Annotated in this window: 15 protein-coding genes and 1 pseudogene; 9 read left to right on the top strand and 7 right to left on the bottom strand. The window is 63.0% G+C overall.

Features of this window, described 5'->3' with window-relative positions:
* The first annotated feature begins 30 nt into the window (after positions 1-30).
* From glpA to ETEE_RS05675, 4 genes are all read left to right on the top strand, one after another.
* Positions 31-1680 (top strand): anaerobic glycerol-3-phosphate dehydrogenase subunit A, encoded by a 1650-nt coding sequence (gene glpA / locus ETEE_RS05690; protein WP_034164792.1) that lies wholly within the window; start codon positions 31-33, stop codon positions 1678-1680.
* Positions 1670-2932: a glycerol-3-phosphate dehydrogenase subunit GlpB gene (gene glpB, locus ETEE_RS05685; protein WP_034164790.1), complete on the top strand. Its 1263-nt coding sequence runs from the start codon at positions 1670-1672 to the stop codon at positions 2930-2932. Before glpA ends, glpB begins: the two co-directional genes overlap by 11 nt.
* Complete coding sequence (glpC, locus tag ETEE_RS05680) at positions 2932-4131, top strand: anaerobic glycerol-3-phosphate dehydrogenase subunit GlpC (RefSeq protein ID WP_034164789.1); 1200 nt, start codon at positions 2932-2934, stop codon at positions 4129-4131. The genes glpB and glpC overlap by 1 nt, the downstream gene beginning before the upstream one ends.
* 221 nt (positions 4132-4352) lie before the next feature.
* The gene (locus ETEE_RS05675; protein ID WP_034164787.1) at positions 4353-4835 is read left to right on the top strand and encodes a NanQ anomerase/TabA/YiaL family protein; all 483 of its coding nucleotides are present in this window, start codon (positions 4353-4355) and stop codon (positions 4833-4835) included.
* Positions 4836-4895: 60 nt separating this feature from the next.
* Here ETEE_RS05675 and argF read toward each other — a convergent pair whose 3' ends face one another.
* Positions 4896-5897, bottom strand: a complete 1002-nt coding sequence (gene argF, locus ETEE_RS05670) for an ornithine carbamoyltransferase (protein WP_034164786.1) — start codon at positions 5895-5897, stop codon at positions 4896-4898.
* Positions 5898-6070: 173 nt separating this feature from the next.
* Here argF and rraB point away from each other — a divergent pair, with 173 nt between their 5' ends.
* A complete protein-coding gene (gene rraB / locus ETEE_RS05665) occupies positions 6071-6502 on the top strand; it encodes a ribonuclease E inhibitor RraB (RefSeq protein ID WP_034164785.1) in 432 nt (143 codons plus the stop codon).
* A gap of 124 nt (positions 6503-6626) precedes the next feature.
* Here the strand turns inward: rraB and ETEE_RS05660 are convergent, their stop codons facing one another.
* Positions 6627-8075 carry a sigma-54 interaction domain-containing protein gene (locus ETEE_RS05660; RefSeq protein WP_034164783.1) on the bottom strand — a complete coding sequence of 483 codons (1449 nt, stop codon included), beginning with the start codon at positions 8073-8075 and terminating at the stop codon, positions 6627-6629.
* Between the two features lie 216 nt (positions 8076-8291).
* Between ETEE_RS05660 and dokD the strand changes: the two genes are divergently transcribed.
* From dokD to ETEE_RS05640, 4 genes and pseudogenes are all read left to right on the top strand, one after another.
* A complete protein-coding gene (dokD, locus tag ETEE_RS05655; protein WP_034164782.1) occupies positions 8292-9689 on the top strand; it encodes an ornithine/lysine decarboxylase DokD in 1398 nt (465 codons plus the stop codon).
* Positions 9690-9744: 55 nt separating this feature from the next.
* A complete protein-coding gene (locus ETEE_RS05650; protein WP_034164781.1) occupies positions 9745-11166 on the top strand; it encodes an APC family permease in 1422 nt (473 codons plus the stop codon).
* 1 nt (position 11167) lies between these two features.
* Entirely contained in the window at positions 11168-12271 is a 1104-nt protein-coding gene (locus ETEE_RS05645; RefSeq protein ID WP_034164780.1) for an alanine/ornithine racemase family PLP-dependent enzyme, read from the top strand.
* 71 nt (positions 12272-12342) lie between these two features.
* Positions 12343-13762 (top strand): annotated as a pseudogene (locus tag ETEE_RS05640) (amino acid permease).
* Here the strand turns inward: ETEE_RS05640 and ETEE_RS05635 are convergent.
* The 5 genes from ETEE_RS05635 to ETEE_RS05615 form a co-directional block, all read right to left on the bottom strand.
* The gene (locus ETEE_RS05635) at positions 13757-14260 is read right to left on the bottom strand and encodes a GNAT family N-acetyltransferase (RefSeq protein WP_034164779.1); all 504 of its coding nucleotides are present in this window, start codon (positions 14258-14260) and stop codon (positions 13757-13759) included. The pseudogene ETEE_RS05640 and the gene ETEE_RS05635 sit on opposite strands and share 6 nt — an antisense overlap.
* Before the next feature lie 99 nt (positions 14261-14359).
* Positions 14360-15679 (bottom strand): ABC transporter ATP-binding protein, encoded by a 1320-nt coding sequence (locus tag ETEE_RS05630; RefSeq protein WP_034164778.1) that lies wholly within the window; start codon positions 15677-15679, stop codon positions 14360-14362.
* A gap of 35 nt (positions 15680-15714) precedes the next feature.
* Entirely contained in the window at positions 15715-17451 is a 1737-nt protein-coding gene (locus tag ETEE_RS05625) for an ABC transporter permease (RefSeq protein ID WP_034164776.1), read from the bottom strand.
* A 224-nt stretch (positions 17452-17675) separates the two neighbouring features.
* A complete protein-coding gene (locus ETEE_RS05620; protein ID WP_034164775.1) occupies positions 17676-20531 on the bottom strand; it encodes a valine--tRNA ligase in 2856 nt (951 codons plus the stop codon).
* A 24-nt stretch (positions 20532-20555) separates the two neighbouring features.
* Complete coding sequence (locus tag ETEE_RS05615; RefSeq protein WP_012849911.1) at positions 20556-21005, bottom strand: DNA polymerase III subunit chi; 450 nt, start codon at positions 21003-21005, stop codon at positions 20556-20558.
* Positions 21006-21091 lie beyond the last annotated feature (86 nt).

Here is a 21091-nt window from a genome sequence, read left to right as displayed (position 1 = left end):
ATTACTACTCATTTGGCTTGGGAGCCACTCATGTTACAGAGCCCCGCATCACAGGAAACTGACGTCGTCATTATCGGCGGCGGCGCCACCGGCGCCGGCATCGCCCGTGACTGCGCGCGTCGCGGCCTGCGTTGCATTCTGCTGGAGCGCCACGACATCGCCACCGGTGCGACCGGCCGTAACCATGGTTTGCTGCACAGCGGCGCCCGTTATGCGGTGACCGACGGTGAGTCCGCGCGCGAATGTATTGAAGAGAACCGTATTCTTAAGCGCATCGCCCGCCACTGCGTCGAGCGCACCGACGGACTGTTTATCACGCTACCGGAAGACGATTTGGCCTATCAGCCGCACTTTATTGAGGCCTGCCGCGCCGCGGGTATCGATGCCGAAGCCATCGAACCGGCCGAGGCGCTGCGTCTGGAGCCTGCCGCCAACCCGAATCTGCTGGGCGCGGTGCGCGTGCCGGACGGCACCGTCGATCCTTTCCGCCTGACGGCAGCCAACATGTTAGATGCGCGTGAGCACGGCGCCCAGGCGTTGACCTATCATGAGGTGTGCGGGCTGCTGCGCCAGGGCGATCGGGTGACCGGCGTGCGCGTTATCGACCATAAATCGCGCCAGCGCTACGACATTCACGCACAGATCGTGGTGAACGCCGCCGGGATCTGGGGGCAGCACATCGCCGAGTATGCCGATCTGCGTATCAAGATGTTCCCGGCCAAGGGGGCGCTGCTGATCCTGGGCCACCGTATCAACAACATGGTGATCAACCGCTGCCGCAAGCCGGCGGATGCCGATATTCTAGTACCGGGCGATACCATTTCGCTGATCGGTACCACCTCGACCCACGTCGATTACGATCAGATAGACAACATGATCGTCACGCCGCAGGAGGTGGATATTCTGATCCGTGAAGGAGAGAAGCTGGCGCCCAAGCTGGCGGCGACCCGCATTCTGCGCGCCTACGCCGGGGTGCGTCCGCTGGTGGCCAGCGACGACGATCCGAGCGGGCGTAACGTCAGCCGTGGTATTGTGCTGCTGGATCACGCGGTGCGCGACGGGCTGGAGGGCTTTATTACCATTACCGGCGGCAAGCTGATGACCTATCGCCTGATGGCCGAATGGGCCACCGATAAGGTCTGTGAAAAGCTGGGTGTCACCACCCCCTGCACCACCGCCAGCGAGCCGCTGCCCGGCTCTGAGCAGTCGGCTGAAGAGACGCTGCGCAAGGTGATTTCTCTGCCGGCGCCGATCCGTGGCTCGGCGGTTTACCGCCACGGCGATCGCGCCGATCGCCTGCTGAACGGCGATCGCCTCAATAGCAGCCTGGTGTGCGAATGCGAGGCGGTGACCGCCGGCGAGGTGCGCTATGCGGTGGATTCGCTGACGGTGAATAACCTGGTGGATCTGCGCCGTCGCACCCGCGTGGGGATGGGCACCTGTCAGGGCGAGCTGTGCGCCTGCCGTGCGGCCGGATTGCTGAACCGATTTAAGATCACCACGCCGCAGCAGTCTATCGATCAGCTGTCCCACTTCCTGAACGAACGCTGGAAGGGGATCCGCCCGATCGCCTGGGGCGATGCACTGCGCGAAAGCGAATTTACCAGTTGGGTTTACCAAGGGCTGTGCGGGATGGACGCCGCGCTGCCGCAGCGCGGGGAGAGCGACGATGAAATTTGATACCCTGATGATCGGCGGCGGCCTGGCCGGACTGGCCTGCGGCATCCGCCTGGCCGAGGCCGGGCAACGCTGCGCTATCGTCAGCGCCGGGCAGAGTGCGCTGCACTTCTCCTCCGGCTCCTTTGATCTGCTGTCGCGCCTGCCGGACGGTACGCCGGTTACCGCGCCGCGTGCGGCGATTGACGAGCTGCAGCGCCAGGCGCCGCAGCACCCCTATAGCCTGATGGGCGCCGAGCGGTTTTCCCGCTACGCCGTTGAGGCCGAGCGCCTGCTGGAGCGCAGCGGACTGGCGCTGGTGGGCGACCATCAGCGTAACCACCTGCGAGTCACCCCCCTGGGCACCCGCCGTCTGACCTGGCTGAGCCCGGATGAGGTGCCGGTGAGCGATGTGGACGCCGCGCTGCCGTGGCGGCGTATCCTGGTGGCCGGCATTGAAGGGTTTCTCGATTTTCAGCCGCAGCTGGTGGCCAGCTCTCTGCAGGAGCAGGGGGCCGAGTGCGAGGTGGTCGAGCTGACGCTGCCGGCGCTGGATCGTCTGCGCGGCAACCCCAGCGAGTTCCGCGCGGTCAACATCGCCCGGGTGCTCGACGTGGCGGAGAACCGCCGCCTGCTGGCCGAGGAGCTGAACCGTCATGGGGCGCAGGCGGATGCCATCCTGATGCCCGCCTGCGTCGGCGTGGACTGCGACGATGCGCTGGTGCAGCTGCGCGCGGCGGTCGCCCGTCCGCTGATGCTGCTGCCGACCCTGCCGCCGTCGGTGCTGGGGATCCATATTCACCAGCGGCTGCGCCGCCGTTTTCAGGCGCTGGGCGGCCTGATCATGCCGGGGGATACGGTGCTGCGTGCGGAGTATGAGAATAACCGGGTGGCTCGTGTGTACACCCGCAATCACGGCGATATTCCGCTGCGTCCGCGTCATGTGGTGTTGGCCAGCGGCAGCTTCTTCAGCAACGGGCTACGCGCCGACTTCGGCGGCGTGCGTGAGCCGGTGTTCGGTCTGGACGTCATCTCGGCCGCCGATCGCAGCGACTGGTGCAGCGAGTCGATGTTCGCGCCGCAGCCGTACCTGCAGTTCGGGGTGCGCGGCGACGCCGAGCAGCGCGCCGCCGTCAACGGCGCCGTCGTCAATAACCTGTATGCCGCCGGCGCCGTGCTGGGCGGCTATGATCCGATCCATCAGGGCTGCGGCGCCGGGGTTTCCCTGCTCACCGCCCTGCACGCCGCGCAACAGATTCTGGCGGAGGACGCGTAATGAGCCTGCCTGCTGATAACAGCTTTGAACAATGTATCAAGTGCACCGTGTGCACCACCTATTGTCCGGTCGCCAAGGTGAATCCGGCCTATCCCGGCCCAAAACAGGCGGGCCCGGACGGGGAGCGTCTGCGCCTGAAGGATCCGCAGCTGTACGATGAGGCGCTGAAGTACTGCACCAACTGCAAGCGCTGCGAGGTGGCCTGTCCGTCCGACGTAAAGATCGGCGACATCATTCTGCGCGCCAAGAATCAGTACGGTAACCATAAGCCCAAGCTGCGCGACGCCATCCTCAGCCATACCGATCTGATGGGCACCCTCTCAACGCCGTTTGCGCCGCTGATCAACGCCACCACCGGCCTGAAGCCGGTGCGTCAGCTGCTGGATAAGGCGCTGAAGATCGACCATCGCCGCGAGCTGCCCAAGTACTCCCATGGCACCTTCCGCAGCTGGATGCGCAAGCAGAGCGCGGAGCAGGCGCGCTTTAGTGAGCAGGTGGCGTTCTTCCACGGCTGCTACGTGAACTACAACCATCCACAGCTGGGCAAGGATCTGGTGCGGGTGTTTAACGCCATGGATATCGGGGTCCAGCTGCTGTCACGTGAGAAGTGCTGCGGCGTGCCGCTGGTGGCCAACGGCTTTATCGATCAGGCCAAGAAACAGGCGCGGGTGAACGCCGACTCCCTGAGCGAGGCGGTGCTGGAGAAGGGGCTGCCGGTGGTGGCGACCTCCTCGAGCTGCACCTTCATGCTGCGCGACGAGTACCCGCACGTGCTGGATATCGATACCACGCCGGTGCGCGATCGGGTCGAGCTGGCGACCCGTCATCTCTACCGTCTGCTCGACGGCGGACGCACGCTGCCCCTGAAGCCGCTGAACCTGAAGATCGCCTACCATACGCCGTGTCATATGGAGCGGATGGGCTGGGCGCCCTATACCCTGGCGTTGCTGCAGATGATTCCGGGCGTAGAGCTTATCATTCTGGACTCCCAGTGCTGCGGTATCGCCGGGACCTACGGTTTCAAGAAGGAGAACTATGAGACCGCACAGGGCATCGGCGCCGGGTTGTTCCGCCAGATCGACGCCAGCGGCGTGGATCTGGTGGTCACCGACTGTGAGACTTGTAAATGGCAGATCGAAATGTCCACCAGTAAGCGCTGCGAACATCCGATCACCCTGCTGGCCCAGGCGCTGGCGTAGCCGGTCGGCGGCCCCGCTGGGTGACGGGGCGTCTCTGTATCATCGAGCTTTTCTTGTTATTACCTCCTGTTAGAGTGAGTGTCCCTGTTTGGTCCCGGCCTGCGCCGGGACCTTTTTTTCTTTCTGACGCCCCTGCCATAAATGTGGCGAACGGCGCAGTTACGCCGTCGTCTCCTGGTTAAAATAAAACGCAGTTTTATAAACAAGGGAATGAATGAGTCATGTTAACCGGTAACGTTCACTATCTGGATCAGATGCCGTATCTGCCGGTCGCGCTGCGCCAGGCGATTGAGTATGTGATGGTCAACTTCAGCGCCGAAACGCCGGCGGGCCGCTATGAAATTGATGCGCAGCGCCAGTTCGTGCTGATCGCCCACGACGATACGGCGCCGGCCGAGACACGCCGCGCCGAATACCACGCTCGCTATCTGGATATCCAGATCGTGCTGGAGGGGCAGGAGGGCATGGGCTTTAGCAATCTGGCACCGGGCGTCGCCGGGGAAGATCTGCTGGCGGAGAAGGATATCGCTTTCCTGCCGGTGGGCGCGGGCGGTCTGCAGGAGAAGCAGCTGGCGCTGTGCGCGGGCGATTTTGTGGTGTTCTATCCCGGCGAGGTGCACAAGCCGCTGTGCGCGCTGGGTGAGCCGGCGCGGGTGCGCAAGGCGGTGATCAAGCTGGATGCGCAGGCGCTCGGCCTGCTGTAGCGGTCACGGCGGCCAGCGGCGGTGGCCGCTGGCTCGTGCGGTCTCTGATGCCGCGCGCCGTTATTCGCCCAGGGTCGCCACCATCACCGCCTTGATGGTATGCAGGCGGTTCTCCGCCTGATCGAAGACGATGCTGTGGGGCGATTCAAACACCTCATCGGTCACCTCAATTCCGCCGTGTAGCCCATACTGTTCGGCCATCTGCTGGCCTACGCCGGTCATCTCGTCGTGGAAGGCGGGCAGGCAGTGCAGGAATTTTACCTGCGGGTTGCCGCTCAGCTGCAGCGTTTGCAGGTTGACCTGATACGGCAGCAGCTGGGTAATGCGCTCTTGCCAGACCGATTTGGGCTCGCCCATGGAGACCCACACATCGGTATACAGGAAGTCGGCGCCCTGTACCCCTTCGGCGACCTCCTCCGTCAGCACCAGCTTCGCCCCGGTCTGCTCTGCCACGGCCTGGCACTGGGCGATCAGCTCGGCCTCCGGCCAGTAGGCCTTGGGCGCGACCAGGCGCAGCTCCATCCCCATCAGCGCGGCGCCCTCCAGCAGTGAGTTGCCCATGTTATTGCGCGCGTCGCCCAGATAGGCCAGCTTCATGGCGGCAAGGGGCTTGGCGCAGTGTTCGCGCATGGTGAGGAAGTCCGCCAGGATCTGCGTGGGGTGAAACTCATCGGTCAGGCCGTTCCACACCGGCACGCCGGCGTAGTGCGCCAGCGTCTCTACCACCTGCTGGCCAAAGCCGCGGTATTGAATGGCGTCATACAGCCTGCCGAGCACCCGCGCGCTATCCTTGATCGACTCTTTATGGCCTATCTGGCTGCCGCTGGGGCCGAGGTAGGTGACATGGGCGCCCTGATCGTAGGCGGCCACCTCAAAGGAGCAGCGGGTACGGGTGGAGTCCTTTTCAAAGATCAGCGCGATGTTTTTGCCCCGCAGACGAGGGCATTCGCACCCCTGTTTTTTGGCCTGCTTCAGTTCGGCAGCCAGATTGAGTAGATATGCAATTTGCTGCGGGGTGAAATCCAGTAACCTCAGGAAGTGCTGCTGATTAAGCTGATCCATATGGGTCATCTCCGTCTGTGGGGGGGTTATGCTGCGATGAATTTATATTCACATTATGTGTATTAAAATTCATTTTCAACCCCCGAGCGTGAAATATTGTATTTTCTTGAGTGGTGAGGCGCCGTCGCCTGTGGGAGAATGCGCCAAAGGCTTAGCGATTGAGGATCAGTGAAATGGCAAACCGAGAGCTGCTGGAAGAACAGCGCGAAGAAACCCGCATGATTATTGAGGAGCTGCTGGACGACGGCAGCGATCCGGACGCGCTGTACACCATTGAGCACCACCTGTCGGCGGAGCGCTTTGAGGCGCTGGAGCAGGCTGCCGTGGAGGCGTTCAAGCTGGGTTACGAAGTGACCGATGCCGAGGAGCTGGAGGTTGAAGGGGGCATCCTGCTGATGTGCTGCGACGTGATCAGTGAAGTGGGGCTGAACGCCGAGACCATCGATGCTCAGGTCGAGCAACTGATCGCCCTGGCGGAGAAGCACGGCGTCAGCTACGACGGCTGGGGAACCTATTTTGAAGATCCGGACGGCGAAGAGGGTGACGACGGCGAGGAGTACGACGACGAGGCGATCGACGAGGACGACGACGGTCGTCGCCACTGAGATCGATGTCGATCGCGATCGTGCTGACGGGAGCCTGCGGGCTCCCGTTTTTTTGTCCCGCGCAGGCTCTCCTGCCAGGCAGGGCGCGTCCCGTGCTGCGTCAGCGATGACGCTCCTCTCTGAGTTAGTCTAGGGTATCAATGACCCCCAGATGGATCGCGTATTTGTGCACCTTGTACTGCAGGGTGGTACGCGAGAGCCCCAGGCTGCGCGCCGCCTGGGCGACGCAGCCGTTGCTGTGGTTGAGGGCCTGGACGATCTGGCCGCGCTCATAGCGTGCGATGCGTTGGGCCAGATTGCCCTCTTCCTGGATGGCCGGATACGCGCTGGGCGGCGGCTCGATGGGCGGCGGAGGGCATGCGCCGCGCGACGGAATCATGCTCAGCGCCTCTTCATCGTAGGCGATGCAGTCGAGGGGGCCGTCGTGATCCTGCATGATCATGCTGCGTACGATGGTGTTTTCCAGCATGCGCACGTTGCCGGGCCAGCGCCGACGCAGCAGGGTATCCTGGGCCTCTTTGGCGATGCCGTGGATGCGGTGCACCATGTCGTTGCGGTATTTGGTGAGGAAGTGGTTAGCCAGCAGCAGAATATCGGACGGCCTGGCGGAGAGCGGCGGCAGCGCGAGCATGCCGACGCTTAGGCGATAGAACAGATCGGCCCGCAGTCTCCCCTGGTCTATCAGGGCGGCAGGCGCCTCGTTCATCGCCGCCACAATGCGTACGTCCGACTGTTTCTGCTGGCTGCCGCCCAGCTTCCAGTAGGTTTTATCCTGGAGAAAGCGCAATAGCTTGCTCTGCATCTCCAGCGGCATGGCGTTGAGCTCATCCAGGAACAGGGTGCCGCCGTCGGCCAGCTCCAGATACCCCTTGCTGTTCTCCGCGCCGGTAAAGGCGCCTTTGACGGTGCCGAACAGCGTACTCTCGATCAGGGTCGGCGGCAGGGCGCCGCAGTTCAGGGCGATAAAGGGGCGCTCCGCCCGCGGGCTGCTGCGGTGGATCAGGCGGGAAAACAGTTCCTTACCGGTTCCTGTCTCGCCGACGATGATCACCGGCACGTTGCTCTGCGCCAGGCGTTTCCCTTTATCGATCAGCGCCAGCGTCGCCGGATCCTGGGTAATGATGGCATGGCTGTCCTCGTCGGCCGCGGCGTACAGACGCTGGTTCAGCTCGACGACCTGCTCCTGCAGACGGCGTACGCCCGACATATCGCGGCCAATTTCGATGGCGCCCACCATGCTGCCGTCGCGGGCGTACAGCGGCGCCGTCGTATGCTGATAGTCGACCGCCCGCCCGCGGGCGTTGTAGTACACCTGGTAGTTCCCCACGTATTCAACGCCGCTTTTCAGCGAGCACAGCATGGTGCTTTGGCTCTCCTTCATCCGTGGGTAGACGGCCAGTATGTGGCGCCCCAGAGCACACTCTGCGCTGCAGCCGTCCAGCTCCGCGCTTTCCTGGTTGTAGTACACGTAGCGGCCCTGCTCGTCGATGATGGCGAGGGGCTGATGAATCAGATCGAAGAATCGCGCAAACATGCTGAGTGCGCTGCGGAGATCCGGGTTGACTGGCGGCATGGTGCATTTTCCTTGGGTTGACTGCCGGGCGCCTGGGGACGTAGCGCCGAATTTTCGGCGCTACGACGAAAAACAGACCGACCGACCAATGTTTAGCAATGCGATTTTATTTTATCTACTTGATTTTTAATGATTTAAAAGCTGGCACGTGCATTGCTATAGAGTTGCTATCGATACGATATCAATCAATATTATCCACAGCAATCAGAGGTTTTTATGTCAGATAACGTTATTAAAAACTATAACCAGTTGCGTCATAACGTAATTGAACACGATCGTCGCTTCAGCGCCCGCGGCGGCAAGCTGTGCTTTGAGGGACAGGATGTCACCGCGCTGGCGAAGAAGTATGGCACCCCCTTCTACGTATTCTCCGAGGCGGAGATCGTGCGCAATATCCGCGAGATCGAGCAGGCCTTTTCCGCCCATCCGAACACCAAAACCTTCTTCGCCTCCAAAACCTGCTCCGTGATGGGGGTGCTGCAGGCGATCCGCGACGCCGGGATCTGCGCCGAGGCCAACTCGCAGTATGAGGTACGCAAGTGTCTGGAGGTTGGCTTTCGCGGCGATCAGATCGTGTTTAACGGGGTGGTGAAAAAGCCTGAGGATCTGGAGTACGCCATCGCCAACGATCTGTACCTGATCAACGTCGACAGCTTGTATGAGCTGGACCATATCGATGCGATCTCCCGCCGCCTGAAGAAGACCGCCAACGTGTGCGTGCGCGTCGAGCCGAACGTGCCGTCCGCTACCCACGCCGAGCTGGTCACCGCATTCCACGCCAAGTCGGGGCTGGATCTAGAGCAGGCCGAAGAGACCTGCCGCCGTATCCTGGCGATGCCCTACGTACACCTGCGCGGCCTGCACATGCACGTGGGCGATCAGGTGCCGGAGGCGGAGCCGTTTGCCAAAGCGACCCGCGTGCTGGTGGACGAATCCCGCCGTCTGGAGCAGGTGCTGGGGATCAGGTTCGATCTGATCAACGTCGGCGGCGGCATTCCGGTGCCATATAAGTACGATGAAGAGAACGGCGATCCGCTCAAGGACAACATGTACGCCGGGATCACTGCGCAGGACTTTGCCGATGCCGTCATCAGCGAGGTGCACAAGTGGCGCACCGACGTGCAGATCTGTATCGAGCCGGGGCGCAAGGTGACCGGCTCGGCGGCCATCCTGCTGACGGAGGTGGCCTGCGAGAAGCGCAAGACCAACTACGATGTGGACGGTAACGTGGAGTGCCACGTGGAGTGGAAGTTTGTCGACGCCGGCTACAGCGTCCTTTCCGACAGCCAGCACTTTGACTGGTTCTTCTATGTCTATAACGCCTCGCGCATCACCGAGGCGCACGATCGCTACATCAAGCTGGCGGGCCCGCTGTGCGACGGCGGCGACTACTTCCACGTCGGCGTGAAGGGCGAGGAGTTCCTGATGCCGCACGATACGGCGATCGGCGATGTCGTCGCCTTCCTGGACGCCGGCGCCTACTCGATTGAAAGCCAGACGGTCTATAACAACCGTCCGCGCACCGCCGTGGTGATGATCGATCGTCAGGGCAATGATCGCCTGATCCGCCGTGAGGACAGCTACGAAGACATGGTTAAGTACGACATTTATTAATCTGCATGGGGGGCCGCGGCTCCCCGTTTCTGTTTCTCTGGCTCTGGAGATGTCCATGAGTACTCAAGACACCAGTAAGCTCGGCATCAAAGACATTGTTTTTATGAATGTCATTGCCATTCTGAGTCTGCGGCAGATCCCCAACGTCGCCCCCTATGGCGCCTCGGCCATGCTGCTGTGGGTGATCGCCGCATTTTGCCTGTTTTTCCCGTTAGCCATGGTCTGCGGCGAGCTGTCGACCGGCTGGCCGAAGGACGGCGGTATTTTCGTCTGGATCAAGGAGGCCTTTGGTAAACGCATCGCCTGGATTGTCGTGGTCTGTTTCCTGTTCTCCTGCGTGCTGTTTTTCCCCCTGATGCTGCAGTTTGGCTTCACGGCCCTCGGCTATATGTTCAGCGCTTCGCTGGCGGAGAATAAGATCTTCATCGGCGTCGGATCGATGGTGATTTTCTGGCTGCTGACCCTGATGAATATCCGCGGTATGCAGTGGACCAAGATCATCAACAGCATCAGCGCCTGGTGCGGGGTCTTTATCCCGTCGGCGATCCTGATCCTGCTGGCGATCGTCTGGCTGGCGACCGGCCACCCGATGCAGACCGACTACGCTACGCCCGCCAACTGGGTGCCGGATCTGAGCCACTGGGATACCATCGTCTTCCTCTCCAGCATGATGTTCGCCTTTGCCGGTCTGGAGGTGGCGCCGATGATCGCCGGGCGCACCCGCAACCCGCAGCGTGACTTCCCGCGCGCCATGGCGTTTTCTGCCGCGGTGATCGTCGGCATCTACATGGTGGGCACCTGGGCGCTGAATACCCTGCTGCCGGCCGGACAGACCGATATCGTCGCCGGCGTGATGCAGGCCATGCGCTCCGCCGCCAATACCCTGCATATGCCGTGGCTGCTGCCGGTCATGGCCATCTGTATGTTCTTTGGCGCCCTGGGGCAAATCAACTCCTGGCTGGTTGGACCCATCTACATGCTGCAGGAGGCCTCGCGTGAGGATAACCTGTTGGGCGAGCGCATCGGGCGTCTGCACCCCAAATACCAGACGCCGGCGTTTGCCTTAGTCTGGCAGGCCATCATCGTGACGGTGCTGTGCTTCTCGACCTTTGTTTCGCCGAGCGTCGCCGCCGCCTACTGGATGCTGACCGCGCTGACGACCATCACCTACTTTATCCCCTATCTGGTTATGTTCCCGGCCTTCTATCGCCTGCGTATCACCCAGCCGGATACCCCGCGCAGCTTCCGTATTCCGGGACGCGTCCTGCCGATCGTGCTGCCGGCGCTGGGCTTTATCTCTATCGCCTTTGCCGTATGCCTGCTGTTCATTCCGCCGTCACAGATCGACATGGGCGGCTATATGCAGTACGCCGGCAAGATTATTGGCGGCGCCGTGCTGGCCGTGATCGTGGCGGAGCTGATTTATCACCGCGCGCAGCGCCGCAATGCGAATTTACTGAGTGAAGGAGCAAAATAAGATGTATATGCCAACGCTAGAGATAGATCTGCGCAAGCTGCGCGACAATGCCCGGACCGAGCTGGCGCTGCTGGCGGAGCAGGGGATCGAGGTCATGGCGGTCAACAAGGTGTTTGACGGCTGCCCGGAGACCGCCCGCGCCGTCGTGGAGGGGGGGATCAGCGTGGTCGCCGAGTCGCGCACCTACAACCTGAAGAAGATCCGCGCAACCGGCTGCACCACCTGCCTGCTGCGCAGCCCCTGTCTGAGCGAGATCGAAGAGGTCGTACGCTACGCCGATATCAGCTTAAACAGCGAGCCCGCGGTGCTGCGGGCCCTCTCCGCCGAGGCGCTGCGTCAGGACAAGGTGCATCAGGTGCTGCTGATGGTGGATATGGGCGATCTGCGCGAGGGGATCTGGTTTGAGCACTATGCGCAGATCCTGGAGACGGTGCGCCTGATCGCGTCGCTGCCTGGGCTGGCGCTGTACGGGCTGGGCACCAACTTCAACTGCTATGGCACGGTGCTGCCGACGGTGGAAAACGGCGAGCGCTTCCAGGCCATCGCCCGGCGTCTGGAGAGCGACTGCGGCATCACCGTTCGCCGCCTGTCGGCCGGCAACTGCACCAGCGTCCATCTGCTGGATAAGGGCATCTGGCCGCAGGGGCTGAACCACCTGCGCATCGGCGGGCTGCATGAGTTCGGCATCGAATATGTCGACATGAAGTATCTGGAGGCGTTTCACCACTCGACCAAGCCGGTGGATCGCGCCTGCTCGGATATGTATCTGCTGCACGCCGAGATCATCGAGCTGAACAGCAAGCCGACGGTGCCGGTCGGCGAGCTGGGGGTCGATGCCTTCCTACAGCACAAGACCTTTGTCGATAAGGGCACCCGCCGCCGCGCGCTGCTGGCCTTTGGCCGCCAGGATGTGCCGGCGGAAAACTGCACGCCCTGCAACGACGCCATCACGCTGCTGGGGCAGACCAGCGACCATACGCTGGTGGATATCGAGGACTGCGATGAGGCGCTGAAGGTCGGCGATAGCATCAGCTTCGAGCTGGACTATACCGGGCTGCTGATGGCCTGCCAGACCCATGGTGTGCAACGCCGTTTTAAGGGATGATCCCGAGGCCATAAACGTGCGCCGGCGTACCCGCGCCGGCGCGCAGAATGCACCTTACATAGGGGGATACCATGGCTTGTCAGACGGAGACGCCTTCACCCTCAACCGCTCCGGCGCTCCAGCGCACGCTGAAAAAGCGTCACCTGCTGATGATGTCGCTGGGGGGGACCATCGGTACCGGTCTGTTTATCGGCATTGCCGAGCCGCTGCACAGCGTCGGGCCGCTCGGCACCCTTCTGGCCTATCTGCTGGGCGGCGGGGTGATGCTGATCACCATGATGTGTCTGGGAGAGCTGGCCTGCGCGTTTCCCCACTCCGGCTCGTTTCAGCACTATGCGCTGATGTTTCTGCCCCATCCGCTGTGGAGCTATAGCATCGGCTGGCTATACTGGCTGAGCTGGGTATTTTCGCTGGCCGCCGACCTGACCGCCGCCGGACTTATCGCCCACCAGTGCTTCCCCGCAGTACCCATCTACCTGTTTTGTCTAGCAATCCTTATCTCCCTGCTGTTGCTGAACCTGCTGTCCGCCGCCAGCTTTGGTGAGTGTGAATATTGGCTATCGGCGCTCAAAGTGTTCGCCATCGTTCTGTTTATCGCCGCCGGAATCGTGATGATGTTTCGCCTGCAGGGGAGCGGCGCATGGCAGCCGACGCTGCGCACCGCCGGCGGCTGGTTTCCGCACGGTACCTGGAGCCTCTTTCTGTGCATGACCGTGGTGGTGTACTCCTTTCAGGGGGTGGAACTGGTGGGCAGCGCGGCCGGGGAGACCGAGGCGCCGGAGAAGGTGCTGCCGCGGGTGATAATGGGGATCGGTGGGCGCATCATTCTGTTCTATGTGCTGGCTATCGCGGTACTGGCGCTGGTTTATCCCTATGCGCGGGCGGTGAGCGGCGACAGCCCGTTCGTCTGGGTCTTTGCCCACGTCGGCCTGCCGGGCGCCGATACCCTGATGCTGCTGGTGATCTTCTCCGCCGCGGTATCGGCGGCCAACTCGGCGATTTACGCCAGCTCGCGCATGCTGTGGTCGATGGCGCAGGACGGCTTTGCCCCGCGCCTCTGCGGCCGGGTCAACCGGCGCGGCGTTCCGGCTAACGGGATCGCGCTGACCTGTCTGATCTCGCTGGTGTGCCTGCTGAGCAAGTACATTCCGGCCCAGTCGCTGTACCTGTATCTGATCGCCAGCACCGGGCAGGTCGGCTGCCTGGCCTGGATGGTGATCGCCTGGTGTCAGTATTGCTTTCGCCGCCGTCAGCGGGCGGGGCACTATCCCGATATCCGCGCGGGCTACCGCTCCCCGTGGTTTCCCTGGCTGTCTTGGGCCTGCATCGTGCTTAACGGGCTGGTGATCGTCGGTACCTGGCTGAGCGAGCAGGGGGGGCAGCATGCTCTTGGCCGAGCTCACGCTGCTGGCGCTGGTGATCGCCAGCTATTTTCTGCGCCGGCGCCCCGCGGCGGGGGCGCCGGACGCGTCGCCGGCCGATAGCCTATAGCGCGCGCAGCATGCGGACTTCACAGTCCACGTGACGGGTGGCGCCCAGCGCGGCGTCGATAGGTTCAAAGCCCAGATGACGGTACAGGGCGATGGCGTCGTGCAGGGTGGCGGTGGTTTCCAGGTAGCAGTGGGTAAACCCCTGCACTCGGGCGAAATCCAGCGCCTGCAGGGCCAGGCGCTTGGCCAGCCCGCGTCCGCGCAGCGCGGGCAGAAAGTACATTTTTTGCAGCTCGCACAGGTGTGGCGCCGCCCCCTCCAGCGGCGCGACGCCGCCGCCGCCCGCCACCTCACCGTCCAACTCTACCACCCAATAGGCGCAGCGCGGCGCCGCATAGCTCTGCGCCAGGCGATCCAGATTGGGATCGGACACCGTGAACCCCTTGTCGGCGCTTAGGCCGCATTCGGCGGAGACGCGGCGGATCACGTCGGCAATCGCCCCATTGTCGGCGGCGGTCAGTGGGCGAATGCGGATGTCGGGGGCGCGTTGGTCGGTCATCTGGGAATCCCTGGTCAGTGTGCGGATAAGCAGTTTCTTAAATAGCACCGTCGCCCCCCACAATGCAAGATGCCGCCGGGGAAAGCGGCCCCGGGCGGATTAAAACTCGACGTCCTCCAGGCTAAAGGAGCCGCTCTGATCGTTATAGGAGAAGATCTCGGCGTAGCGCCCCCAGTTGATCACGGTATCCAGGGTTTCGCGCGCGGCGTCATCGGAGAGCACGTCCTCCAGCTCCTGCTCAAAGCGTACCCGCGGCGCCCGGTGGCCGGGGCGCTCGTCGAGTACGCTCTTGATCAGCGTGGCCAGCGGCACGTGGCGCAGCAGGTGGGCGGCGAACAGCGCCTTGCGCGGCTGGGTGTCCATGACGGCGAACTGCTGCCCCGCGGGGGTGAGGATAATATCCCCCTGATGAACCTCGGCAAAGTCCAGCTGCTGCAGCACCTCGGCGACGGAGAGCAGGCGGTCGGCCTCTATGTGTAGCGCCAGCGCCAGATCGGGCATGTCGGCTCGGCCGTGGTAGGGGGCGGCCGCCAGGGTCTCCAGCAGCCCGGCGATCAGGTTGGTGGAGACATGGGGTAGCCAGGAGCCCAGCTTTAGCTCGTGACGCAGCGTGTTGTCGCCGCTGCGCGCCGTCATTTGGGCGTAAATCTCATCGACTAGGTGGCGGAACGGCGGATCGAGGCGGCTGCGCGGGTGGTGAAAGGGGACCGCTATCTCGGCGACGATCTTGCCGGGGTGCGAGGAGAGCAGCAGGATGCGATCGCACATGAAGACCGCCTCCTCGATGTTATGGGTGACGATCAGCATCGACTTAATCGGCAGCTTGCCTGCGCTCCACAGGTCGAGCAGGTCGGTGCGCAGGGTTTCGGCGGTCAGGACATCGAGGGCCGAAAACGGCTCATCCATCAGCAGCAGCGTGGGGTCAACCACCAGGGCGCGGGCAAAGCCGACGCGCTGGCGCATCCCGCCGGAGAGTTCGCGCGGGTAGGCGTTCTCAAAGCCGTCCAGGCCGATCAGGTCGATGGCCGCCAGCGCCCGGGTACGCCGCTCGGCGGCCGCCATGCCCTGGGCCTCCAGACCGGCCTCCACGTTTTGCAGCACCGTCAGCCACGGAAACAGGGCGAAGGTCTGGAACACCATCGCCACCCCCCTAGCCGGGCCATGCACCGGTACGCCAAGGTAGTCCACCTGGCCTGCGCTGGGGGTGATCAGGCCCGAGATGATGCGCAGCAGCGTGGATTTTCCAGAGCCGGAGCGACCGAGCAGGGCCACTATCTCGCCCTCGCGCAGGGTCAGGTTAACCCCCTGCAGGATGGTCTGGACGCCGTGCGCCTGCTCATAGCCGTGATCAACGTCCTGCACGCTCAGGATAGGCGCCGGCGTGACGCCGTGCGGCAGCGGGGAAAGGGGATCGGTCATGGCGCGGCTCCTCGGTTAGTATTCTGTGTTCAGGGTCAGTTGGCGCGAAAGCGGGATTCTGCATAGGCGTACAGCGGGCGCCACAGCAGGCGGTTAAACAGGGTGACGAACAGCGACATGATGGCGATGCCCAGGATGATTTTGGGAAAGTTACCGCCGGCGGTGTTTTCGGCGATATAGGCTCCCAGACCGTGCGCCGCCACCCGGGTATCGCCCCACTGGACATATTCGGCCACGATGCTGGCGTTCCAGGCCCCGCCGGCGGCGGTGACGGCGCCGGTGACATAGTAGGGAAAGATGGCCGGCAGCATGATCTGGCGCCACCACTGCCAGCCGCGAATATGCAGATTGGCCGTGACCTCGCGATAGTCATTGGGAAAATTCATGGTGCCGGCCACGATGTTGAACAAAATATACCACTGGGTGCCCAGCACGATCAGCGGCGACAGCCAGATGTCCGGGTTGAGCTGAAAGTGCATGATGGCGATGACGAAGGCGGGAAACAGCAGGTTGGCCGGAAAGGCGGCCAAAAACTGGGCCAGCGGTTGGATCTTACCGGCCAGGGCCGGACGCAGGCCGATCAGCACCCCCAGCGGCACCCAGATGAGCGAGGAGATCAGGATTAACAGGCTGACGCGCAGCAGGGTTACCAGCCCCATCAGCAGGACATAGCCGACCTCATGCAGCGAAACGCCGCTGCGGACATACAGGACGACCCGGATACAAAGATACAGGGTCAACACGAGGATAGCCGCACTCCAGAGCAGATCGAGATAGCGCGGTGAGCGCCCCGGTGCCGGCGTGGGGCGGTAGCGCGACTGTCCGGGCCAGCGCAGCGGCAGGCGTGCCAGCCAACCCAGCAACTGCCCCAGCGGGGCGAGCAGGCGGTGGAACAGGCGGGTACGCCGCAGCAGGTTGAGCAGCCAGGAGGTAGGGGGATTGGCGGTGCGGGTATTCTCCATGCGGAACCTATCGGCCCAGGCGACCAGCGGGCGGAACAGCAGCTGATCGTAGATGAGGATCACCGCCACCATGGTCAGCAGCACCCAGCCGATGGCGTGGAGATCGCGCTGCAGGATCGCCTCGGCCAGATAGGCGCCGATGCCCGGCAGGACGAAGTGGGTATTGCCGACGGTAATCGCCTCCGAGGCCACAATAAAGAACCAGCCGCCGGACATCGACATCATCATGTTCCAGATAAGCCCAGGCATGGCAAAGGGGACATCCAGCTTCCAGAAACGCTGCCAGCCGGTGAAGTGCAAGCCGCGGGCGACCTCATCCAGATCGCCGGGGACGGTGCGCAGGGACTGGTAAAAGCTGAAGGTCATATTCCAGGCCTGGCTGGTAAAGATGGCGAAGATGGCCGCCAGCTCGACCCCCAGCACCCGCCCGGGGAACAGGGCGATAAAGAAGGTGACGGTAAACGAGATATAGCCGAGCACCGGCACCGACTGCAGGATATCCAGCATCGGCACCAATACCTTGGCCGCCCGCCGGCTTTTAGCCGCCAGCGTGCCGTAGATCAGGGTGAACAGCAGCGAGGCCAGCATGGCCACCAGCATGCGCAGGGTGGTGCGCAGGGCATACTCCGGCAGGGCGCCCGGCGCCAGGGAGATACTCTGCTTTTCCAGGCTGGCGAGAGGCTGCAGCGCCTGATGAAAACCGATGGCCATCATGGCGATCAGGCTGATGATCAGCGGAAAGGCGACGATATCCCAGCGATTGGGGTTCAGGCTCAGCGGCCCGTGGCTGCCGGGGAAACGAATATCCATCGGGCTCCTCGCATCAGGGGGCGGTGGGATCCGGCACGACGATGGCCGGAGTGCGCGCGTAGATGGCCCCCAACGTCGGTAGGTGATTGATTGCGCTGTCTGTGATTATAGCCGCTGCGGTAGGCTTAGCACCGGTATCGCGCATTTGCGGGCCGGCCCGGGCGTACACTAAAAAAAACGGGAGCCGTCTGGCTCCCGCTGTCGTGCTTGCCCGCCGGGGGCGATTACAGCGCGGCGATCACCGCCTGCTGTTCGATCAGCTTGGCCTTGGCATCGGCGTAGCCGTTCAGCTTTTCGCGCTCCTTGGCGACCACCGCCTCCGGGGCACGCGCCACAAAGCCTTCGTTGGAGAGCTTGGCTTCGATGCGGGCGATCTCGCCGTCGATCTTGGCCACCTCTTTGGTCAGGCGATCCAGCTCGGTGGCCTTGTCGACCAGACCGGCCATCGGGATCAGTAGCTCGGCGCCCTCCACCAGCTTGGTGACGGAGACCGGGCCCTTGTCGCCGGCCGGCAGCAGGGTGATGCCCTGCAGGCGCGCCAGCGACTGGATAAAGCTGCGGTTCTGCTCCACGCGACGCTGGGCGTCGGCGCTGGCGTCGCGCAGCAGCAGATCCAGCGGCTTGCTCGGGGCGATGTTCATCTCGGCGCGGATGTTACGCACCGCGATGATGGCCTGCTTGATCCACTCCAGATCGGACAGCGCCTGCGCGTCGTCCAGGGCCGCGTCATACTGCGGGTAGGGCTGCAGCATGATGGTATCGGCGTCGATGCCGACCAGCGGCTTGACCCGCTGCCAGATGGTCTCGGTGATGAACGGAATGATCGGGTGCGCCAGGCGCAGCAGCCCTTCCAGCACGGTGACCAGGGTGTGGCGGGTGCCGCGCAGCTCGGCGTCGCTGCCGTCGTTGATCGCCGGCTTGGCCAGCTCCAGATACCAGTCGCAGAACTGGTTCCAGGTGAACTCGTACAGGATATTGGCGGCGATATCAAAGCGGTAGCTGTCCAGCGCCTCACGCATCGCCTTCACCGTGCGGTTGAACTCCGCCAGGATCCAGCGATCGGCCAGCGAGTAGACCTTTTCGCCGTCGTTGAAGCCACAGTCGTGGCCTTCGGTGTTCATCAGTACGAAACGGCTGGCGTTCCACAGCTTGTTACAGAAGTTGCGGTAGCCTTCCAGGCGCTTCATGTCCCAGTTGATGTCACGGCCGGTGGAGGCCAGGGCGGACAGGGTGAAGCGTAGGGCGTCGGTGCCGTGCGGCTCGATGCCGTCCGGGAACTGCTTCTCGGTGCGCTTGGCGATCTTCTCGGCCAGCTGTGGCTGCATCATGTTGCCGGTGCGCTTCTCCAGCAGCGCCGGCAGGCTGATACCGTCGATCATATCCAGCGGATCGATGACGTTGCCCTTGGACTTGGACATCTTCTGCCCTTCGTCGTCGCGGATCAGGCCGGTGATATACACGGTCTTGAACGGCACCTGTGGTTTGCCGTCTTCATCCTTGATGAAGTGCATGGTCATCATGATCATGCGGGCGATCCAGAAGAAGATGATGTCGAAGCCGCTGGTCAGCACGTTGGTCGGATGGAAGGTCTTCAGCGCCTCGGTATTCTCCGGCCAGCCCAGGGTGGAGAAGGTCCACAGGGCGGAGGAGAACCAGGTATCCAGCACGTCGTTGTCCTGGGTCAGCGTCACCTCGGCGCCCAGGCCGTTCTCGTTGCGCACCTCTTCTTCGCTGCGGCCCACGTAGACGTGGCCCTCGGCATCGTACCAAGCCGGGATACGGTGACCCCACCACAGCTGACGGGAGATACACCAGTCCTGAATGTCGCGCATCCAGGAGAAGTACATGTTTTCGTACTGCTTGGGCACAAACTGAATGTCACCGTTTTCGACCGCTTCAATGGCCGGCTTAGCCAGCGGGGCGGCGCGCACGTACCACTGGTCGGTCAGCATCGGTTCGATCACCACGCCGCCGCGGTCGCCGTAGGGCACCGTCAGATCGTGCGGCTTGATCTCGACCAGCAGACCGGCCTCGTCGCAGGCCTTGACGATGGCCTTACGGGCGGCAAAGCGCTCCATGCCGCGGAATGCGGCCGGCAGCTCATCGCTGTAGGCGTCGCACTCGACGCCGTTGGTGTCGAGCACCTGCGCCTGCTCACGGATGTCGGCATCGAAGGTGAGGATGTTGATCATCGGCAGCTGGTGGCGACGACCGACCTCATAGTCGTTGAAGTCGTGCGCCGGGGTGATCTTCACGCAACCGGTGCCTTTCTCCATGTCGGCGTGTTCGTCGCCGACGATCGGAATGCGGCGGTTGACCAGCGGGACGATGACGAACTTGCCGATCAGATCTTTGTAGCGCGGATCCTCCGGGTTGACCGCCACGCCGGTGTCGCCCAGCAGGGTCTCCGGACGGGTGGTGGCGACCACCAGGTGATCCTGACCCTCTGCGGTCTTGGCGCCGTCGGCCAGCGGATAGCGCAGATGCCACATGGAGCCCTTGGTTTCACGGTTCTCCACTTCCAGATCGGAGATGGCGGTGCGCAGCTTCGGATCCCAGTTGACCAGACGCTTGCCGCGGTAGATCAGATCTTCCTGATACAGACGGACGAAGACTTCTTTCACCGCGTTGGACAGGCCGTCGTCCATGGTGAAGCGCTCGCGCTCCCAGTCGACGGAGTTGCCCAGACGGCGCATCTGGCGGGTGATGGTGCCGCCGGATTCGGCCTTCCACTGCCAGATCTTGTCGATGAAGGCGTCACGGCCGTAGTCGTGGCGGGTCTTGCCCTCTTCGGCCGCAATCTTACGCTCAACCACCATCTGGGTGGCGATACCGGCATGGTCGGTCCCTACCTGCCATAGGGTATTTTTACCCTGCATGCGCTGGTAGCGGATCATGGTGTCCATGATGGTCTGCTGGAACGCGTGGCCCATGTGCAGGCTACCGGTCACGTTCGGCGGCGGGATCATGATGCAGAAGCTTTCTTTGCTGGTGTCGCCGTTCGGCTTAAAGTAGCCCTGCTGTTCCCAGTGCGCATACAGCGGCTGTTCGATGTCTTGCGGGTTGTATGTTTTTTCCATTCTTCGTCTGTTTCGTCTGATCGGTCAGTGAGTTGGCGGCGTCGCCGTGGTCAAGTGAAAGCCGACGCTGCGATAGGCTTTATAGCGTTCGCGCGCCAACTGCTTTAATGCGTCTTCGTAAGGCACGAAGTCTATCACTTCATGGAAAGCGGTGGCAAAATCCGCGAACGTCGGCAGCAGGCTGATTAACAGCTCGCGCGGTGCGCTGCCGCGTTTGCCCGGCCAGGACAGCTCCACCGGCGCGCCGAAGCGCGGCCCCTCTCCGGCCAGGCTGTGCGGCACGAACTGCTGCGGATCGCGCGCCCACAGCGCCTCGTCCAGGCGCAGCGCCTGTTCCTGGCTGGCGCAGGCCAGCAGCACCCGTTTACCGGCGCGCCAGTGCTGACAGGCCAGATCGCAGGCCAGCGTTTCTACATCGTCCGGCGCGTCCGCCGCCTGGGGCTGCTCCAGCAAATAAAAGGTTGCCTGTTTCATCGGGAGTCGGATCTATCCTGCTAGGTGATTGCCCCGCCGCCGGGATCAGCGACGGGACGCGGCCGCCCGCGCGGCGGACGACCCTT

It is taken from the genome of Edwardsiella anguillarum ET080813, assembly GCF_000264765.2.
In the GTDB taxonomy this organism is placed as follows: Bacteria; Pseudomonadota; Gammaproteobacteria; order Enterobacterales; family Enterobacteriaceae; genus Edwardsiella; species Edwardsiella anguillarum.
The sequence above is the reverse complement of the archived record's forward strand: the minus strand, read 5'-3'. Positions and strand labels throughout refer to the sequence as shown.

Excerpts from the sequence above, each read along its gene's own strand:
- glpA (WP_034164792.1), top strand. The coding sequence starts at position 31 with ATGTTACAGAGCCCCGCATCACAGGAAACTGACGTCGTCATTATCGGC.
- glpB (WP_034164790.1), top strand. The coding sequence starts at position 1,670 with ATGAAATTTGATACCCTGATGATCGGCGGCGGCCTGGCCGGACTGGCC.
- glpC (WP_034164789.1), top strand. The coding sequence starts at position 2,932 with ATGAGCCTGCCTGCTGATAACAGCTTTGAACAATGTATCAAGTGCACC.
- ETEE_RS05675 (WP_034164787.1), top strand. The coding sequence starts at position 4,353 with ATGTTAACCGGTAACGTTCACTATCTGGATCAGATGCCGTATCTGCCG.
- argF (WP_034164786.1), bottom strand. The coding sequence starts at position 5,897 with ATGGATCAGCTTAATCAGCAGCACTTCCTGAGGTTACTGGATTTCACC.
- rraB (WP_034164785.1), top strand. The coding sequence starts at position 6,071 with ATGGCAAACCGAGAGCTGCTGGAAGAACAGCGCGAAGAAACCCGCATG.
- ETEE_RS05660 (WP_034164783.1), bottom strand. The coding sequence starts at position 8,075 with ATGCCGCCAGTCAACCCGGATCTCCGCAGCGCACTCAGCATGTTTGCG.
- dokD (WP_034164782.1), top strand. The coding sequence starts at position 8,292 with ATGTCAGATAACGTTATTAAAAACTATAACCAGTTGCGTCATAACGTA.
- ETEE_RS05650 (WP_034164781.1), top strand. The coding sequence starts at position 9,745 with ATGAGTACTCAAGACACCAGTAAGCTCGGCATCAAAGACATTGTTTTT.
- ETEE_RS05645 (WP_034164780.1), top strand. The coding sequence starts at position 11,168 with ATGTATATGCCAACGCTAGAGATAGATCTGCGCAAGCTGCGCGACAAT.
- ETEE_RS05635 (WP_034164779.1), bottom strand. The coding sequence starts at position 14,260 with ATGACCGACCAACGCGCCCCCGACATCCGCATTCGCCCACTGACCGCC.
- ETEE_RS05630 (WP_034164778.1), bottom strand. The coding sequence starts at position 15,679 with ATGACCGATCCCCTTTCCCCGCTGCCGCACGGCGTCACGCCGGCGCCT.
- ETEE_RS05625 (WP_034164776.1), bottom strand. The coding sequence starts at position 17,451 with ATGGATATTCGTTTCCCCGGCAGCCACGGGCCGCTGAGCCTGAACCCC.
- ETEE_RS05620 (WP_034164775.1), bottom strand. The coding sequence starts at position 20,531 with ATGGAAAAAACATACAACCCGCAAGACATCGAACAGCCGCTGTATGCG.
- ETEE_RS05615 (WP_012849911.1), bottom strand. The coding sequence starts at position 21,005 with ATGAAACAGGCAACCTTTTATTTGCTGGAGCAGCCCCAGGCGGCGGAC.